Source organism: bacterium, from assembly GCA_039961635.1.
Classification (GTDB): Bacteria; 4484-113; 4484-113; order JAGGVC01; family JAGGVC01; genus JABRWB01.
Genome location: JABRWB010000096.1, coordinates 1 through 18,957 on the forward strand (window position 1 = coordinate 1; position 18,957 = coordinate 18,957).

The 18,957-nt window shown below is 57.3% G+C and carries 16 protein-coding genes; 5 read left to right on the forward strand and 11 right to left on the reverse strand.

Going from position 1 to position 18,957, the window contains the following annotated elements; all coding sequences use genetic code 11:
* The 10 genes from HRF49_12210 to HRF49_12255 all read right to left on the reverse strand — a co-directional run.
* Nucleotides 1–2,175, reverse strand: a 2,175-nt coding sequence (locus tag HRF49_12210; GenBank protein MEP0815410.1) for a hypothetical protein, incomplete at its 3' end; no start/stop codon positions are given.
* A 117-nt stretch (nucleotides 2,176–2,292) separates the two neighbouring features.
* On the reverse strand, nucleotides 2,293–2,610 hold the full coding sequence (locus tag HRF49_12215) for a divalent-cation tolerance protein CutA (GenBank protein MEP0815411.1): 318 nt from the start codon (nucleotides 2,608–2,610) through the stop codon (nucleotides 2,293–2,295).
* Nucleotides 2,607–2,774 (reverse strand): hypothetical protein, encoded by a 168-nt coding sequence (locus tag HRF49_12220; protein ID MEP0815412.1) that lies wholly within the window; start codon nucleotides 2,772–2,774, stop codon nucleotides 2,607–2,609. Before HRF49_12220 ends, HRF49_12215 begins: the two co-directional genes overlap by 4 nt.
* Nucleotides 2,775–2,909: 135 nt before the next feature.
* A complete protein-coding gene (locus HRF49_12225) occupies nucleotides 2,910–3,278 on the reverse strand; it encodes a hypothetical protein (protein ID MEP0815413.1) in 369 nt (122 codons plus the stop codon).
* Nucleotides 3,279–3,390: 112 nt separating this feature from the next.
* On the reverse strand, nucleotides 3,391–4,116 hold the full coding sequence (locus HRF49_12230) for an NAD(P)H-dependent oxidoreductase (GenBank protein MEP0815414.1): 726 nt from the start codon (nucleotides 4,114–4,116) through the stop codon (nucleotides 3,391–3,393).
* A gap of 132 nt (nucleotides 4,117–4,248) precedes the next feature.
* Complete coding sequence (locus HRF49_12235; protein MEP0815415.1) at nucleotides 4,249–4,626, reverse strand: hypothetical protein; 378 nt, start codon at nucleotides 4,624–4,626, stop codon at nucleotides 4,249–4,251.
* 89 nt (nucleotides 4,627–4,715) lie between these two features.
* A complete protein-coding gene (locus HRF49_12240; GenBank protein MEP0815416.1) occupies nucleotides 4,716–5,219 on the reverse strand; it encodes a DinB family protein in 504 nt (167 codons plus the stop codon).
* Between the two features lie 109 nt (nucleotides 5,220–5,328).
* Nucleotides 5,329–5,832 (reverse strand): DinB family protein, encoded by a 504-nt coding sequence (locus HRF49_12245; GenBank protein MEP0815417.1) that lies wholly within the window; start codon nucleotides 5,830–5,832, stop codon nucleotides 5,329–5,331.
* A gap of 41 nt (nucleotides 5,833–5,873) precedes the next feature.
* Nucleotides 5,874–7,529: an Asp-tRNA(Asn)/Glu-tRNA(Gln) amidotransferase subunit GatA gene (gene gatA, locus HRF49_12250; GenBank protein MEP0815418.1), complete on the reverse strand. Its 1,656-nt coding sequence runs from the start codon at nucleotides 7,527–7,529 to the stop codon at nucleotides 5,874–5,876.
* The gene (locus tag HRF49_12255) at nucleotides 7,530–7,883 is read right to left on the reverse strand and encodes a hypothetical protein (GenBank protein ID MEP0815419.1); all 354 of its coding nucleotides are present in this window, start codon (nucleotides 7,881–7,883) and stop codon (nucleotides 7,530–7,532) included.
* 173 nt (nucleotides 7,884–8,056) lie between these two features.
* Here HRF49_12255 and HRF49_12260 point away from each other — a divergent pair, with 173 nt between their 5' ends.
* Nucleotides 8,057–10,375 (forward strand): hypothetical protein, encoded by a 2,319-nt coding sequence (locus HRF49_12260; GenBank protein ID MEP0815420.1) that lies wholly within the window; start codon nucleotides 8,057–8,059, stop codon nucleotides 10,373–10,375.
* Between the two features lie 30 nt (nucleotides 10,376–10,405).
* On the opposite strand, the gene HRF49_12265 is transcribed toward HRF49_12260, so the two are convergent.
* On the reverse strand, nucleotides 10,406–13,078 hold the full coding sequence (locus HRF49_12265) for a PKD domain-containing protein (protein ID MEP0815421.1): 2,673 nt from the start codon (nucleotides 13,076–13,078) through the stop codon (nucleotides 10,406–10,408).
* 191 nt (nucleotides 13,079–13,269) lie between these two features.
* Here HRF49_12265 and tadA point away from each other — a divergent pair, with 191 nt between their 5' ends.
* The 4 genes from tadA to HRF49_12285 all read left to right on the forward strand — a co-directional run bounded on the left by tadA (nucleotide 13,270) and on the right by HRF49_12285 (nucleotide 18,839).
* Complete coding sequence (gene tadA / locus HRF49_12270) at nucleotides 13,270–15,072, forward strand: Flp pilus assembly complex ATPase component TadA (protein ID MEP0815422.1); 1,803 nt, start codon at nucleotides 13,270–13,272, stop codon at nucleotides 15,070–15,072.
* Between the two features lie 63 nt (nucleotides 15,073–15,135).
* Complete coding sequence (locus HRF49_12275) at nucleotides 15,136–16,299, forward strand: type IV pilus twitching motility protein PilT (GenBank protein ID MEP0815423.1); 1,164 nt, start codon at nucleotides 15,136–15,138, stop codon at nucleotides 16,297–16,299.
* Between the two features lie 117 nt (nucleotides 16,300–16,416).
* The gene (locus tag HRF49_12280) at nucleotides 16,417–17,634 is read left to right on the forward strand and encodes a type II secretion system F family protein (protein MEP0815424.1); all 1,218 of its coding nucleotides are present in this window, start codon (nucleotides 16,417–16,419) and stop codon (nucleotides 17,632–17,634) included.
* 92 nt (nucleotides 17,635–17,726) lie between these two features.
* Nucleotides 17,727–18,839, forward strand: a complete 1,113-nt coding sequence (locus HRF49_12285; protein MEP0815425.1) for a SpoIIE family protein phosphatase — start codon at nucleotides 17,727–17,729, stop codon at nucleotides 18,837–18,839.
* The last annotated feature ends 118 nt before the right edge of the window (nucleotides 18,840–18,957 follow it).

Sequence of the window (18,957 nt, forward strand, 5' to 3'; positions counted from 1 at the left end):
GACCTTCCACATCTGCGTGCGGAAGTCGGGTGCCGGGCAGGTCAGGTTGATCGTTCCGTCGAACGGGCAGCGCTCGATGTATTCCTGGTCCCGCGCGATGTACGCCGCGAAGTTGACGATCTCGCCGGGGCGGGCGCCGAGTTGCGCGAACGGGATCGCGACTTCGATTACGTCCTCGACGGCGCCTTCGTTTTCGATGATGAACTCGCAGCTCTCCTCGTCCTGCGGCCGGATGAAAAAATAGTCGCGGCGGCCGCGGTCGAGCGGGACGACGATGGTGCGGTCGGGCGGATGGTAAAACCGGAGCACGAGCTTGTGGCCGGAATTGAAAAGCGATTTGTCCGCAATGTCCGCGCGGATGAACAGCCGCTCGCCGTCGTAGCCCCAGTAAAGCGCCTCGAACTTCGGCGCCTCGTCGCGCGCCATGACGGTTCCGCTGATGCGCGGCCTGTAAAGGCCGGCATCCACCCACTCGAAATACGAGCTGACCTTTCCGTCGAGAATGGGCTCGACGACGTCGGCGGGCTGGCGGTCGGGCTCGAACCGCGCCTTCTCGCAAATCGGGATGAGCAGATCCACCGGGGCGCGTTGGTCGAGCAGCTCGTATATTTTAACCAGATGCTGGCGGAACAGCAAATCGAAAACAGAGTCGTACTCCGTGTTGAACGGATCTCCGTACCACCAGAACCAATCGCTGCCTTCCGCCGCGAAAATGTGTTCCTTTATTTCAAGCCGCGTTTCATCGGAAATATCGGGATTGTCCGCAAGGAACTTTTCGGCGAATTTCCGCGTTTCGGCAAGAAGCTGCCAGGCCTTGTCCTTTTCCGGGTCGCCTATCCAGATAGAGAAATCGTGGCGTATCCAGCTTCCCGGATAAAGCTCTTTGATTTTCCGCGGCGCGCCGAAGCGCTCCAGGTATCCGCTGAAAGTAATCGGCTTGACCGGGGCGTATTCGTCCGAAAGCGCTTCGAAAAGACAATTGAGGAATTCCTCGCCGCCGTCCGCGTAATATTCCCACGGATTTTCGCCGTCGAGGATCACCGGAATCACGGGCGGGTGATCGTGCTCGCAAACTCCGAGCGATTTTTGCACCTCGTCGAGAAACTCGGCGGCGGATTCCTTGCCCGGCCTGCGGTGGTAGCGGAAGCCGATCGCGTCCGACAGCGAAGTGTTGCGGAAAAATATCGCGAGATCGCGGCCGTCGCCGTCCAGCTCGTACGGGCAGCATGGGTGCTTCGGCGCGTCCGCCGGCTCGATTTCGCTTCGTTCGAGAATCGCCTGGTCGGTAGCGATCCAGCGCACGCCCGCATCCTTGAACATCGCGACCAGGTCGGGGCTGACGCTGCCCTCCGAAGGCCACATCCCGCGCGGGTGGTATCCCAATATCTGGGTCATGAAAGAGATGCCGCGGCCAATCTGCTCCGCGGCGTCCTCGGGATACGCAAACGCGATGCGGTCAAGCGTCGCCTGCGGGACGTGGTTGCGCGCGTTGCGCGAGTCCGCGAGCAGCGGGAGGATCGGATGATAAAACGGCGTCGTGGAAAGTTCCGTACGCGTAGTCTTGCCGATTTCCCGCCAGAGATCGAGTAACTTTGCGAGACAGGAATTCTGGAATTCCGCGACCGCTTGCTTGTCGTCCTCGGAAAAGTCTTTTCCTTTTTCTATGAGCGCCGCGATCGAGGGGTCTTTGCGCGCGGTGAATCCGCACCAGGCCAGGTTGAACAGCACCTGCAGGTCGCGGAAATCGCGCTCGGTGAACCGCGCGATCGAATGCTCGATCTGCGCGGGCTGCACGTGAAGGCCGCGCAAACGCAAAAGAGACCAGTACCGCGGCCAGGGTTTTATCGAGGTGTCCCAGTTGATGCTGAAGAAATACTGGAGGATGAAAGCCTTGTCTTCCGGCGAAAGCTCGGAAGCGGGTTTGATCGAAAGCACGCGGAAACGATCGGTGACCTCGCCCTTCAAGTAATCCTGTATCTGCAACAAAAGCGACGGTACAAGATTGATGGTATGGCCGACATCGGGGAATTTCAAAGCCATCGTCGCGATGTCGAGATAGCCTTTCGTCGCGTGCAGCCGCACCCACGGAAGAAGATAGTCGCCCGTGGCCGCCGACTTGTACAGCGGCTGGTGCATGTGCCAGAGAAGCGCAAGATAACAATCGCGGCCGGACAAAACCGAAACCTACCCCCTTGAAGGCGGCAGGAATATACCACAGCGATTGCCATGCGGCAACGCGGTTCCGCTATAGGAGTTCCGGCCCGGCGCGGCCTTAAAATCGCGCTACGCGGGCTAATCTTTGACTTCGGATTCCACCCAGTCGGCGTATCCGTCGCTCGCGGCGACCGCGAACGCGAGGATTTCGGGGACGACGTAGGGATGCAGCTCGGTTACCGCAGCGACGAGGCGCGCCGCGCAGTCCGCGCGCGTCTTGAGCAGCACCGTCACTTCCGTCTCCCACGATTTGTCGCCGTCCCAGCGGAAGAAGGACTCGCCCGGCGGCAGGACGTGGCCGCATGCGATCACGCCGCGCTCGTGCAGCGCTTCGACAAGCTCACGCGCCGCGTCCCTGTCGGCGAGCGTCGTCATTACGATGGAGATGGGTTTCATTCGATCAACCCGCGGCTTCGGAGCAATTCCGAGTAATCATCAAAGTATAACTTGCAGTCTATCAGATTTCTTAACTCCGCCGAATTCAGGCCGATCTGACGGGCTATTTTGGCAAGCATGTCCGGCCCGAACTCATCGTAACTCCTGCTGAAAACCGTAAACACGCCGGTCATCTCCTGCTCTGCATTTACAAACGAAAGCTAAATATGCCTGGATGCATTTTCTCTTGAGAATCCCTTCCTGCACAATGCCGAAATAACTTCGTCCCTACTCCACCCGCCCAATTCACCCTCCGAGAATCAATCAGGAACCGATGCAGCCGCTACAAGCTTGTCCCTGATTCTTCGAGCTCTTCCATCCAGTCTTTCGTCTGGCAAATTTCGGAATCGGAAGAAAGACATGCAAATTACAACCTCCAATTCCTCCTCGGCCACCTCCGGCAGCTTGTCGAAAGTTACAACGTCTCCGTCCAGTGCCGATGCCTTGTAAAATTTCCCATCCCACTCCACTTTCGCTTCGAGAGGCGGTGAAAAAACAACCGTCCCCTCGTCGCCTTCTATGCGCTCGATTATGTGAACAGACGGTTTATGCCCCGCGCCGTCCCGATTGCGCGCGGACGAATTGCGCCCAGTCTTGGGCAGGGTGCCAGTTGAACCGACTTTGGCCATACGATGCACCTCCGGGACACCGTCAAGCGCTCCTAGTCGCATGTTGCGAAATCCCGCGATGATTATACCCCGACATAGGATTACGGTCGAATTATATCCAATAAATTGCCGCCTACCACGGAGCGATCCGTTCCCTTCCCGGCAGCAGCTCGAATTTTTCATCGTAGTCCGACAACGGATTGCGCGGGATCGCCGGCGCACTCTCGATTTTCAGCAGCCGCTCCCTGTACGCGGCAAGATACCGCGCGCGCGCTTCTTCCGGCGCGAGCATCGCGCCGAACGCGACGAACGGCTCCAGCACGTCGAATCCGCAGAACTGCAGCGTCCCGTGGACTATCGGCCAGAGGATCACGTTTATGTCGCCGTTGAGGCCGCGCGGCGAGTAAATCGTCTCGGGCCCGCCCGTCGTAAGCGCGAGCATCGCCTTCTTTCCTTTCATCAGTCCCGTGTCGTACCAGACCCCGAAGTCATACGCCCAGCCGACGGCCAGCACCCGGTCGAACCATCCCTTCAGTATCGCCGGCACCGAAAACCACCAAAGCGGCGAATGGAATATAACCAAATCCGCCCAGGCCAGTTTCTCCTGCTCGGCCGCGACATCCGGCGCGTGCGTCCCTGTCTTGGACGCGTGCCCCTGCTCGAAGAAAACCTGCAGGTAATCCGGATTCATCCGCGACTTGAAATCCGCCGCGCCCGCGCAAGGCTGGAATCCGCTCCGGTACAGGTCGGAGCGCCGGACGGAATGTCCCGACGCGGACAGCGTTTCGACCGCGAGATCCGCAAGCGCGCCGCTGAAGCTTTTCGGCTCCGGATGCGCAAAAACGATCAGTACGTTCATTCGACCACCTTGAAAATCAAAGCTTTGTACCGCGAGCGCGCGCAAAATCCCGCGATGCGCGAGCCGCTGACCAAGAAAGCCGCGCGTTTTCGCGAGTTTGTGAAAAATGAGTGCCTTTGAATCCGGCTCCGGCTAAAACGCCCGGCCGCTGAAATACCGCGCTATTGCGATCGCGCCGTCAACGAAAGCCATATACAACAGTAAACCCGCGGTCGCCGCAAGCGCGGCCGTCAGCGCCGCTTTGGCGGCCGTCCCAGCTGCCTCCGGAAGCCGAAAAGAAAGTCCGCGGCGATTGATACTGATCTCCGCCTCGTCCAAGGCGGCCGCGGCCGCAAGCCTTGCGCGGAGTTTATCGTCCACCCGCCGATTTATTGCGGCATCCAAAGCGTCGCCGTACTTGCGCTTGAATTCGAACAATTCTGAAGCGGTCAGCTCGCCACGCTCCAGCCTTTCGGCAATAAGGTCGAGCTCGCGCTCTTGAAAGAACAGTTCACGTTCGCTAATCGCCATTTCTTTCACCCGCCCAGCATGACTGGCAAACGGTGAAATTGTTCGATCGCGGTGGTCTTTTCCGCCTTCAGGAAGGCGGATTCGGCAATCTAAACCTCTGGAGGGTCGGCGCCGTAGTTGACCCATTCCTCTTTCGACGGGCCGTACACTCCTGGCACCGGCAGCCCGGCCTGGCGCATCAGCACGGTCATCTGGCCGCGGTGATGCACCTCGTGCGTCACCAGCACGAACAGCGTGAATCCGCGCTTCCACGTTTCGCCGTACATGTCGTCCTCGACGTCCAGCGTTTCGTCCGTCCACTCGGATTGAACAGCTTTGGCGATCGCGTCGGACGCAGACGAATACGCGCGGAATATCTCCTCGGAAGCGGCCGGGACGGGCGCGTCTTCGGGCGGCGCGTCAACTTGAAGCCCTGTGCGCGCGATCATTTCGCCCAGCGTCAGCGTGATGTGCCACGCCATCCGGCCGAGCGTGCGATGGCCATCCGCCACGGCCTGACCCAGCGATTCGTCCGTGAGCGCGGCGAATATCTTGCAGGTATTGGCGCTTTCCTCCGTCCAGACTTTCAAAAAATCCTCGATGCGGCGAAACATGATTTTCTCCTTGCAAAACGCCGCGTGGATGAGCAGCGCGGGCCGCGCATTCTAGCGGATCGGTTTTGGATTTACAATCGGCGCGGGGCCGCTAAAAACCAAGCAATTTCTAATGCGCGCCGGCGCCGTACTGCGCCATTTCCTCTTTCGTCGGGCCGTAGATGCCGCAGATGGGGATTCCCGCCTGGCGCATCAATACCGTCATCTGGCCGCGATGGTGCGCCTGGTGAGAGATTAAAATGTCGAGCGTGAAGCCCTTCTTCCAATCATAGCCGAAGACCTTGTCGGTTTTGTCAAGGTCGGCGTCCGTCCACTTGGCCTTGACCTGCTCGGCAAAGTCCGCGGCGTATCTGTTATATGCGTCGCGGATTTCCTGCGCGGAGGTCGGAGTGGGCGGCTGGTCGGTGGTGGGAGCATCGGGGAAATCAAGTCCCGTCTGCGCGCCGATGACCGGAATGACCATCGCCAGGTGGTACGCGAGGTCGCCCAGCGTCATGAAACCGTCCGCGATCGGAACGCCCAGTTTGTCGTCCGTTAGATTCTCGAAAAGCTTGCTCGTCGTGCCGGACTCGAAAGCCCAAGTGCCTGCAAAATCCTCAATCTTTCTGAACATCGCCTGACCCTTTTAAAACAGAATGAAGGTAAAGAGTGATATCAAGTGGCCAGCATTTTTAGCGCAATCGGCGGGATTTTGTATCCATAGCCCGTCGTCTCCTCGAACCAGCGCGCGAGCGATAGAAGCTTCGCGTCCCGGTAGCGCGCGCCGATCATCTGGAATCCGACGGGGAGCTCGATTTCGCCCTTGTCGTTTCGGCAGAGGTTTTGCAGCTCCGGCGTGACTCCGATAGCAATGGCATCTTTGCTAAGCGGATCTTCGCGAGCCATTATGGATCTTTTGGCGGGTACTAAACCGCAAGGCAGGCTGATGGCGCAGGTTCCCGCGAGGTTGGCGATAACCGTCGCGATATCGGACATGTACATTTGAACCGGGTCTTCCATTCGCTCGCCAATTTGAAATGCCGGGTCAAGCGTAGTAGGACACACCAAAGCATCGTACTCGCCGCACAGCCGCGCCACCTCCGCGGTTATCGCTCTGCGCAGCGCGCGCGCCTTGTTGTAGTACGCGTCGTGGTATCCCGCGGATAACACGTATGTGCCCAGCAGGATTCGCCGCTTGGTTTCCTCGCCGAAGCCGCGCTCCCCCCCCCTGCGCGAAAGATACATCGCCATCAGCCCTTTGTCGGTGTGGCCGTCCGGGCCGTAGCGCACGCCGTCGAACCGCGCGAGGTTGCTGGAGCATTCCGCGGTTGTCATTATGTAATACGCAGGCAGCGTTATGTCCCACATCGGAAAGGAAATTTCCGTTATTTCCGCACCGGCGGATTTCATGCGCTCGATTGCGCTCCATAATTGCACCGCGACGCCGGAATGCAGAAGCTTCGTATCGGTCAATTCCTTTATTACACCGATGCGCGGTTTTTTCGCATACACCGGATCGCTTTCCGCCACGAAATCCGGTACCGGCGAAGGGACGCTGCACGTCGAATCGAGCGCATCGGGATAACACACCGCGTTGAGCAAAAGCGCGACGTCCAGCGCGCATTTTGCAAAGATGCTGGGCGAGTCCAGCGACGACGCGTACGCGATAAGCCCGAACCGCGACAAAAGCCCGTAAGTGGGCTTGTACCCCACGACGCCGCACAGCGCCGCCGGCTGGCGCACGCTTCCGCCCGTATCCGTCCCCCATCCGATCGCGGCCTGGCACGCGGCCACGCTTGCCGCCCCCCCCCCGGAAGAGCCGCCAGGGACGCGGCCCAAGTCCCACGGGTTGCGGCACGCGCCGTACGCCGAAGTTTCGGTCGAGCTGCCCATCGCGAATTCGTCCAGGTTCGTTTTGCCGACTACGAAGTTGCCCGCCGCGCGCGTGCGCGCCACGACCGTCGCGTCGTACGGCGGACGGTAGCCTTCGAGAATCGGGCTGCCCGCGGTCGCGCAAAACCCGCGCGCGGTGAAAATATCCTTTACCGAGACGGGCACGCCCGTCAAATGCCGCCGGCCGCGAAGCATTTCCGGATCGGCCTGCCCGGCAAACGCGCCCGAGCCGCCGTCTCCGTTAGTGCGCGATTGCACCGTTTCGATTTCCGGCTCCGGCGATTCCGGAAGCTCGATAAACGCGTTCAGGTATTCGTCCATCCGCCGAGCGAATTCGCACTGCGTCCGCAGATGCTCGACCGGATCTATTTCGCCTGCGGCGATTCTGGCCATCAGCTCGGATGCCGATATGGTCAAAGCATTGCGCGGATCGGGCACTTACACCCCCCCCTCGCCGAAATCCGCGGAATCCGCGGCCGCGCCTTCTGCGCCGCCAGCTTCCTCGTCCCCCACGACGAGCGGGACGACGTACCTGTGCGCAAAATCGTCCCCCCAATCGAACTCCCGCGGCGAATCCTCCCGCAGCGGCAGCGCGTCGAGGTAGCTAAGCGCGCCCGCGCCCGCCGCGTCGCGGCCCACGCCTTCCGCGTGTCCGCTTGCCCGCACGGCGTCCACGAATTCGAGCAGCGCCGAAAACTTGCGAGCGAATTCCTCCCGCTCGCCCTCTGACAGCGTGAGCCGGGAAAGCTTGAGTAGGCGGACAAGAAGCAGGTCCAGTTCGGATGCATCCACGGCCGGATATTAGCACAGGGGCGTCCGGCAGACTCATTTACTTGAATGCCCGCCTTGATGCGATTGTCATAAGCAACCACAACTATGCGCATTATTGCTAGGGTAATGACAAGACAGAGCATCTTGCGTTAAGGTAAGCCTATTAGCGGAATTCAGCCGCAGGAGGCAAGACCATGAATTGGAGAATTTTGACTGCACTGGCCGTTGTTTCAGCCGTTGTTCTGCTCGCGTTCGGATGCCGGGGAAAGGGCAAGCATGCGCCGATTGCCAAGAAAGACAAACCCGTTGCAACGGAGCAAACGCCGCAAGCGGCTGCCGCGACCGAACAATACCGCATTGCAAGCGAAATTAACAACGACAGTAGCTTTTCTTGGGCAGGACTTGTTTCTGAGCAAAGTATCTATCCGTTCAAGGAAGATGGCGAAATAGATTACGATGAACCCGCCCCTCCTGAAACCATGACTAAATTTGAGCGCTATTTGCAATATGACCAGATGGAGTTATTTAAGGATCTCTATTTTTCAGCGGCCCTTATGGACTTCGCGTATTCTTCATTGGGAGGAAAAACCTCGGTGGGGCAAGGAGGAACATCCGCTCCACATGCGCTTCTAATTGCCGATGTTTATCGGACCGAAATGCCAGTGCAAACATATGTTCGCCTTAATGCAGGTCTAAGCCAAGGCGATGAATCCGGCCCTCCCACAGCATATCTGTGGGATTATCTGAATCCAATAGGGCAGCCTCCCATATTTTTTCCGGGAAGAAGCCAGCCTAATGGTGAATTTGACGGAGGTCCCACAACTAGCCCTTTTATAGATGTGCTGATCGAACCTCAGTTTGCAGTTGGCAAATTGGAATTTGTTGTTCGCGTGTTTGATGACGACGGAGGATATGACACTACTGGAGTTGTTGTTGACTTCAACGGCGGTTGGCCGAACATTTTCTCCAGTTCATTCGCATGGAATGAGCAAGAGCAGGCCCCATATTGCGCTTTTTGCTGGTGGGATTTGTATCCTATTGTAGGACTTGAAGGCTCGACTCCGCCTGCCGTAATATTAGCCAAGCCAAATATACAGGCAGAGAAAACCGGCGCTTATCAACTTCTTGTTGCAGAAAACAAAAGCCTTGTTAATAACTTGTTTTCGGAACCTGGCGCGCCAGTCAGGATCGACTTGCGCGGTTCACTTAATATTCCTTATGCGGCATACACCCGAATACGAGGCACAGTTAATCCAACAGGAGACGGTAGTTGGGAGCCTGCAATCCGATACGCAGATGTAAACGGAGAATTCCATGAGGAGGCTATTTACAGGTGGTCAGGAGACTATGTTGTCGCACGATTACCAGTAGTTCCATTTCCAACTGACTCGGACCTGGTGTTTTGGCAATATCCACCCTATTTTGGCTTTACTGATAGCTTTGGCGCATTTGCCTTCCCGGCAAGGTACATGTATCCCAAAACCGAAAACCCCCTAGGCGAAGACGATTGGGAGTACCGAAGGGGCCTATATGCTTTTGAGAGATCCGCATCTGGCAATTGGTACGAGTTTTACAGGCCGCTTGTCACTTGTCTTCCCGAAGAAGTAGCCATTTCAGAAATAGATAGCTTTGATATCGATTTGGCCTCTAGCGGAAATTTGGTTGGCGTAGCAAGCGTGAGAAATACTTTTCCGAATGGAGATGAGCGAGAAGAAGCCCGTGTGTTTTGGTGGACTCGAAATCCAGGGAGTGGATACGCGCGCCCGAAATGGATTGAAAACACTTGGATTAATGATCAATCCTATCGAAACCTACTGGAGGAAGAAGGCACGGAGCCGGATACCCAGCTTGGTTGTTGGGCCGATGGGGAAATGATAGACAATATTGCCTATTATATTAGCTATGCCAGTTACGGGAAAAGAAACAACAGCGACGGCAAGTATCGTATTTATGCCGTTAGGCTTCCATTGTATACAACATCAAGTCAGTTTGGAAATGCATTCAAGGAGCTAGTATATGAAGTCTCCGGCAGCGAATCGGGGCCTGTTATTATGACCCAAATTACGTGCCCCGATTTTGCAAACGGGCCTATGGTGTCGTTTTGGGAGTACATCCCCTCGGAGGATGCGTGGCACCTGATGGTTTATATGAGATCAGACAATGCAGATTGGGGGCATGGCGGAATCGACGACCAAAACAAATGGGTTGGATGGGGGAACAACGATGATGAACTAGGCTTAACCCCATTTACTGGAATCTTTATCGACGCTCAACAGGTTGCGCCAAACGGGCTGAAAATACCTAACTCGGAGTTGTTCCATGCCATTCCAGTATCAAGCCAGATCTTAAGTCATGAGTTTAACGCCCGCCTTTCGGGGCTTTCAGGCGAGGTGATGATTGCATATACATCCGGGTTAAACGGTATTCAAGGGGCCGGGGGCCTCCCGCAATTATCACTTTCCGCCGCGCGAATAGCCACAAAGGCTGCGGTAAGCAACTGGCAGCAGGATTAGCCGTTAGCCAATTAAATTTGCCGCATCTTTTTAGCTTTGCCAAGCATACTTCAATCCATACATGTTTCGCTCGCCCTGGAAATAGGCGACCGATGGCTTGCCTGTTGTCGGAGAAAACTTAATTGAAGGGTATGTGCCAACCTGGATGGTTCCTCCTGCGCCGTCGTCAATATCGCTTATGGTGAAGCTTCCGCCATTTTTGACAGCGAGCTTAAGCGATTGAGTTGGCGCATTGTAAAACGCAATAGTAGGAATCCCGCTGGGACTAAGCGTCATATTAACGTTTTTGGCTGAAGAGGATCCGCTGGTTGCAACCAAGATTTTGCTCCAGGCGGTGCCTGTGTATTCGGCGTACCAAATTTCGAATGTTCCGGTCAGGAAGTAGCAGACAACCGGATTGCCTGATGGGTTGACAAGAACCGTGATATATTTGGCGCTGTTGGACTCCGCCGCAGGCTTTGTATAAATATTCGTCCTCGTCCAAGATGAGCCAGTCCACCTATAGCAGTTTAATTGATTAATGGGGACCGGAGTTCCGGGAGGATCCAGCAAATCCCACTTGTCTGTGGAATCGTAACAAACCACAATGGGATTGTTCGACGAGTCGAATGTGCAGCTGGTCGCCGTCGCGCGATAATCTGGCATATCCTCAGGCGATCCCCAACTGGATCCGTTGTATCGAATCACATAATGCTGGTTCGGAGCGCTCCCATTTACGTTTGCGGCAAATGCATTGCCATTGCTGGCAAACGCAATGCTTGCATCGGATCCGTAGCTTTCGTTAAGAGCACCGTTGCCGTTCATGAGTATTTGAAAATCCCACGAAGATCCGTTCCATTCCGCCTTCTTTAATGAACCTGCAAAATCGGATGCCAAATATTTATATACTATAACAGGCATCGAAGCGGAGTTTAACGTAATAAAAGCATTGGAGCCAGCATATCCGCTACCGCCATTGTCAACTACAGTCTTGTTCCATGGTCCGGTCTTTACCGCCTGCATTAAGTCAGTATTTGGCTCATTTTGATACGCAATCACCGGAGTGCCGTTGGGCAAAAACACCAGGCTGCAGTGCGTGCCGATTTTGCTTGTCCCAGGCCCCTCTACGAACTCCTTCACCCAGGCGCCCGGAGGGCCGGTGCAGATGAGCTGGAAGTCGAACGTATCCTCTCCCAGCGCATTCGTCACGGTGAGGGACGCGTCGTAGTTTCCTTCCGCGCCGAGCGTGACGGTCGGCGAAGCCGCGGACGAAATGTTCGGCGTTGCGCCGCCTCCGAAATCCCACGCGTAGGTGAACGGCGGGGTGCCGGTGACGGTCGCGTTGAGCGTCAGCTGCGTTCCTTCCTGGCCCGCGGTCGGCGAGACGCCGGTGATTTCGGGAGGCGCGGGCGCGGCGCCGACGGTCAGCGTGAAATCGAAGCTGTCCGAGCCGAACGCGTTCGTCACGGTCAGGTTGGCGCTGTATTCGCCCTCGGTGGCGGAAAGCGTGACATTCGGGGATTCCGCGGACGAAGTGTTCGGGCTTGCGCCGCCGCCGAAATCCCACGAATAAACGAGAGGCGCGTCGCCGGTCACGGTCGCGGTGAAAGTCACGTTTTCTCCCGTTTGGCCGTTCGTCGGGCTGACGCCCGTGATATCGGGCAGGTTGCCGACGCCCAGCTGCCAGTCGAACGTGTCGCTGCCGAACGCGTTGGTCACGGTCACGCTTGCGTCGTAAACGCCGGAAGTGGAAGAAAGCGTGACCGTCGGGCTTTCGTCGGTGGAAGTGTCGGGCGTCGCGCCGCCGCCGAAATCCCATGAATAAGTCAGAGGCGCGGTGCCGGCGAGAAGGTTGACGGTGAACTGGACGCTCGAATTCGGCTGGCCGCCGGTCGGCGTGACGCTTCCGATGTTCGGCGCGTCGGCGCCCGCAAGCGTGAACGCCGCGGACGAAGCGAAGTCGGGCGGCTCGTTTGCATCGCGCACTCCGAAGAAGTAGTTTCCGGAGAAGATGCCCGCGCCCGCCGTGTCAATGTCCACGCTGCACCATCCGTAGTGCGAATCGGATGTGGTCTTGTTTATTGAAAGCTCCACAGTGCCGGGGATGCTCGTGTCGAACGCGCCGTAATTGAAGTAAAGCGCGGAGCCTTCCCACTGCGAAAGCGGCCAAGTGGGGGACGCGGCGCTGGAATAGATGCCGAAGAGCACGTTGTACCTGGCCTGATAATTGAGAGCGATAGGAGTAATGTCGGAAACCCCCACAAACAGGTCGCCGTCCCCGTCAATGAAGCTTTGGACGTTGTCCTGTACGCCGTCGGTCACCGACGTGTTGAAATGCAGGGCGATGGGGGTGACGTCCGCCACGCCGACTTCGCCGTTAAGGTCGTAATCGCCCATCAGGTAATAACGCCAGGCGATGTTCGTGATTCCGCCGCCAACGTCGGTAACGACTAGGCGCAAAAGCGGAGTCGCGGGCGAGCCTTGAGACGGCGTGCGGCCGGATTGAACGGCTTCGACCTCCTCGACCAGCTTGTCGGCGAGCATCTGGAAAACGTCCGGATCCACGCCGTCCGGCACTTCGTACTTTGCAAGATCGGCCCTGACGAGATCGACGGGCGAGGATATGCCGGGAGAAACGGCGGAGTGGCGGCCGCCGGAGCAGCCGAGCAGAAGTCCCGCCGCGATCGCGGCGACCATAATCAGAAGATGATGACGGTAAACCATCGGAAATTCCTCCTTATGAAGCGAGACGATTCATTATATCAGAAAATTCCGTGGTGCGGGCGGCCGGCGCCGGATTCCGCCGCGCTTGTGAGCCGCCGCGCCCTTCCGCCCTTAAGGCGGCCAAATTGACACTCGCGGGCGGCTGTGTTATTCTCAGGAGCCTGCGGGGAGGGCACCAAGGAGTGTAGTGAATGCAGAAAAAACTTGGCGACATGCTCGTCGACGAGGGAATTCTTTCCCTCGACAAGTTGAAAGAAGCCCTGGACAGCCAAAAGCAGTCCGGTAAGCGCCTCGGCGAGGTGATTATCGAAATGCAGCTGGCGGTCGAGGAAGAAGTTCAGGACGTCCTCGCCAAACAGCTGGGCATCGAGAAGGTCGACCTCTACGAGGAGCGCATCGATCCCGAGGCGGCCAGGCTGATTTCGCCCGACCTGATCCAGAGGCATGCGGCGTTTCCGGTGCGCGTCGAAGGACAGAACCTGATCGTCGCGATGGTCGACCCGCTCAACCTGCTGGCCATTGACGACATCAGGCTTTCCACCGGCTACGAAGTGTCCCCCCGGATCACCAGTCCGCACGCGCTGAAGTTCGCGTTCGACAAATTTTTCGGCGTGACGCACGAAGCGCAGAAATCGCTGGAGGAATTCCGCCAGGATCAAATCAAGAAGGGCATGATCATTGACGAATCCATGGTGGACAAAGCCACCTTGGAGGAAGTCGAACAGGCGCCGATCGTCAAGCTGGTCGAGACCATATTGACCGGCGCCGTGGACAACCGGGCGAGCGACATCCACCTCGAACCCAAAGAGGACAGGATGGACGTTCGCTACCGCGTGGACGGAATGCTCCAGAAAATCCTGACGGTGCCGCGAGGCGCCATCGCAGCGGTCACCGCGCGCCTGAAAATCCTCGCGAGGCTGGACACGAGCGAGCGCCGGATGCCCCAGGACGGCCGCATCAACCTTGTCGTCCGCGACAACGAAATAGACATCCGTTTCTCGACATTGCCGACGATATTCGGCGAAAAGATCGTGATGCGTCTCCTGAACAAGAGCGCGGCTCTGCTTACGCTCAAGGATCTCGGATTCGACGAGGAGGAGCAACCCGTCTTCGAGGAAATGATCATCCAGCCGCACGGGATCATCCTCATCACCGGGCCGACCGGCTCCGGCAAATCAACAACGCTGATCGCGTCGCTTGACAAGATCGCGAACGAAACAAACAACGTGATGACGATCGAGGAGCCTGTCGAATACCAGCTCTCCAAGATCAACCAGGTTCACGTCAACCGAAAGGTCGGGCTGACGTTCGCCAGCGCGCTGCGCACGTTCATGCGCCAAGACCCCGACATAATCATGGTCGGCGAAATCCGCGATCCCGAAACCGCGGAGCTTGCGGTGCAGGCCGCGCTCACCGGCCACCTCGTGTTCTCCACCCTGCATACCAACGACGCGCCGGGCGCGATTCCGCGTCTCGTCAATATGGGCGTGCCGCCGTACCTTATCAACGCAACCGTGAACGGCGTCATGGCCCAGCGTCTGGTGCGCAAGCTCTGCAACCAGTGCAAGAAAAGCTACGAGCCGAACGAGGAGGAGATGGAGATCATCACCAAAACGATCGACGTCAACACCCTCGACAAGGCTCCGCTTTTGTACAAGGCCCGCGGCTGCAAATTCTGCAACCACGTCGGCTTCAAAGGAAGAATGGGCATATTCGAAATCTTCCGTATGACAAGCCGGATGAGGGACTTGATTATCAAGGACACGAGCATCCACTCCGTCAAGCAGGTCGCAAGGCGCGAGGGGATGCAGACGCTTTTTGAAAGCGGCATCCGCAAGGTATTGAAAGGCCAGACAAGCATGGCCGAGCTGCTCCGCGTCGCCCGCCCGGACTACGAGGAAGAAGGCGAAAGCTTCGAGGCGTTCGTCCCCGCCGCACCCGGAAAGCTCCGCGAAGCCGCTCCCAAGCTTGCCGAAGTGGAAACGAATATTTAGTTTCAGCTGTTTCGTCGTGGTGGAAATGGCCCGGGCCTATCCCGAGCGAAACGAGGTATCAGAATGGACGTAACGATTCTCGATCTTTTGGTGCAACTCGTCGAGCACTCCGCGAGTGACCTTCACCTTACGGCCGGCGTGCCGCCGTCGCTGCGGATTCACGGCCACCTGGTCAGGCTGGATTACAAGCCGATGACGCCGGAAGATACCCGCAACCTGGCCTTCAGCATGATCCGTGAGGATCAGCGGAAAAAATTCGAGGTGGAGCGCGAGCTTGACTTCGGCTACAGCCAGAAGGGTATCGGCCGCTTCCGCTGCAATATGTTTTGGCAGCGCGAATCGATCGGCCTGGTCATGCGCGCCATCTCGGAAAAGATTCCCACGATGGAGGAGCTTTTGCTTCCCGACGTGATGAAGGAAGTGATCATGCTCCCGCGCGGTCTGTGCCTCGTAACCGGACCGACCGGCTCCGGCAAAAGCACCTCGCTGGCCGCGATGATAAACGTCATCAACGAAACCAAGGATCTTCACATCGTGACGATGGAAGACCCGATCGAGTACGTCCACCAGCACAAGAAATGCAACGTCAACCAGCGCGAAGTGGGCAGTGACACCCCGTCGTTTGCGAGCGCGCTGAAACGCGTCCTGCGCCAGGATCCGGACGTGATCCTGGTCGGCGAAATGCGCGACCTGGAAACGATTTCCACCGCAATCACCGCGGCCGAAACCGGCCACCTTGTTTTCGCCACTTTGCACACCAACAACGCCCCGCTGACCATCGACCGTATCGTTGACGTTTTCCCGAGCGAGCAGCAGGACCAAATCCGCGCCCAGCTGGCGAACTCGCTGCAGTGCATAATCTCCCAGCAGCTGCTTCCGCTGGCCGAGGGGGGCGGGCGCGTGGCCGCGTTCGAAGTGATGCTCAACATTCCGGCAATCCGCAACCTCATCCGCGAGAAAAAGGAATTTCAGATCCACTCGACGATGATGACGCACAGCAAGCTCGGAATGCAGACGATGGACCAGTGCCTGCGCGACAGGTATCTCGACCGGCTCATCACGCTTGAGACAGCGCTCGCGCATGCGGGCAACGTGGGTAACCTGCAGCGCCTGATTTCGGCGGCGGCTGCTCAGGGTGCGGAGCGCCCGAAGCGCCCCGGAAGCGGCGGGCTGACGCGTACGGAAAGCGGAGAAAGCTACTTCGACGGCGCAAGCATCGGCGTATAACTCCCCGATTTGGGGTAAAATCGGCATGTTTGCCGCCGGAAGCGGGCGGTTTCCGCCGCATGGGTGGAACCAAATGCGGCGAATCCGGTCTAATTGCTTTGAGGAGATGGCGCAAGTATGAAGACATTCGTTTATCAGGCTAAGGATGCGCAAGGGAAGGTAATCACCTCCACGGTGGAGGCCGACAATCCCAAATCCGTTATAGACGCTTTACGCAACGAAGGCTTTTACGTAACCAAAATCCACGAGAAGCGCCGTCCGTTCAATCCGTTCGCGCTTGTCGAGCGGCTTTTCAAAGTCGGGCTGAAAGAGCTGACCATATTCTCCCGCCAGTTCGCGCTGCTTCTGAACGCCGGCCTGACAATCTCCGAATGCCTCGACACCGTCGAGGAGCAAACCCAAAACAACAGCTTCCGGGAAATACTTCACAAGGTCAAGCTGGACATCCAATCCGGAGAGACGATGACCTCCGCGATGAAGAAACATCCCCGCGCCTTTTCCAACTTCTTCATCTCGATGGTCCACTCCGGAGAAATCGGCGGTGCGTTGGACACCATCTTGGAGCGCGTCGCCGCGTTTTACGAGAAAGAGCTCGAGCTTCGCAACAAAGTCAAGAGCGCGATGGTTTATCCGGTCGTCGTCAGCATCTTCGCGACGGTCATCTCGCTGTTCATGTTGCTTTACATCGTTCCCCAGTTCGCCGCGTTTTACAACGAATTTTCGGGCGGCCAGGCACAGCTTCCATTGTTGACCCGTCGTTTGCTCGAAATCTCCGACTGGCTGCTTAAATACTGGTATTACTTGGCTGCCATCCCGATATTCATCGTGCTTTTCATAAAATTCCGCCACAGCAAGTGGGGGCACAAGCTGCTCGATCCGATCGTCCTTCGCATCCCCATATTCGGCCCGCTGGCCAGAAAGGTCGCCATCACGCGTTTCACCCGTACGTTCGCGACGCTGAACGAAAGCGGCGTGCCGATATTGGAAGCTCTCGAAGTCGCCCGCAACGTCGCGACGAACGACGTAATCAAGAACGCCATTATTTACACTAGAGACCGTATCCGCGAGGGAGAAAGCCTGCATGCGCCGATGAAGCGCACCCGCGTGTTTCCGCCGCTTGTCACCAACCTGATAAGCGTCGGCGAGGAAGCCGGTAACCTGGAAGAAATTCTCAACAAGCTTTCCGACTATTACGACAGCGAAATAGACGCGACCATCCGTGCTCTCGCGAGTATGATTGAGCCGATGATGATTGTTATTATCGGTGCTGTCGTGGGCACGATAGTGATAGCGCTGTATCTGCCGATCTTCAATCTTGTAAATGTAATCAAGTAGCGTCATCATCTGGCAATGCCGCTATTTCTCCAGCCTTCGGGCTCTATCGCCGCGAATGCTTGATATAATCGCTTCGCCGCGCGGCAACAACAATGGAATTCGAATCGCTCAATCTTGTCGGGTTGCTCCACCAACTCGGTATCGGTTTGTACATCACCGATACCGACAGGCGGATCATTTTTTGGAACAAGCGCGCCGAGCACATCCTTGGATGGACCGCCGATGAAGTCGTAGGCAAGCATTGCCGCGACAACCTGCTGGACCACATCGACAAGGAAGGTCGTCCCCTTTGCGATTCGCAGTATTGCCCCTTGTTCAAGGCCATTACAACCGCCAGGGCTTCGGATGAGCCGGTGATCGCTTATGCAAGAAAAAGCGACGGCGCGCGTCTGTGCGTGTCCTTAAACGTCGCTCCGGTATACGATAGGAACGGAATTGTCATCGGCGGAGTCGAGACTTTTCGCGACGAAAGCGAGCGCGAGCGACAGCTCGGAATCGCCAAACGCGTTCAAGAGCACGTCATCAAGTTCACGGAATTCGACGACCCGCGGATAAGCTTCGGACAACTAACGGAAGCCCGCGACGAAGTTACCGGGGACTTCAGCCATGTGTACCAGCCGCAGGCCGATTCGTACGGTCTTGTCGTCGCGGACGTTATCGGTCATGGATTTTCCGCCGCGCTGATCACAACGATGATTCACTCGTTCTTTCACGAAAACGTGGAGCTTTGGATCGAACCCTCATCCATGCTCGCCAACCTGAATGAAAGGATATGCGCTCTTGGAATGGACTACATTTGCGCCTCCGTGGCGCTGGCCAGAATTGACCTTAATCCCTTGAGCTGCACGGTCACCCACGCGGGCGCGCCCGGCATAGTTTGCCTTCGCGACGGCAAGCCGGTTTGGGTTGGCGAAGCGGGCGGAGTGCCGTGCGGCATGTTCGACCGCGAAATTTACGCGGAAGAAACCTTCGACATCCAGCCCGGAGACCGCATATTGGCCCACAGCGATGGTGCGACGGACATAGTTTTGGAAGACGGAACGCTTTTGGGCGCGGAAAAGCTTTATGAAATAATTGGCGGGATAAAGCCGGGCAATGAGCAAGCGGGCCTCGCGGAAAAATTCGGCGAGTTATACCGGCTTTCGTCGGAAGTGACGCTGCGCGACGACCTCACGCTTTTGACTGCTTACATTGATCCGCAGTAAACGCGGAAAGGCCCCTGTTCAGGGGCCTTCCCAATTCCGGCGTGCGAAGCGAGCAAACTACCCGCACTTTCCCGTCGGGCCTCACACGCCTTTGCCTGTCGTCACGCGCCAGATATAC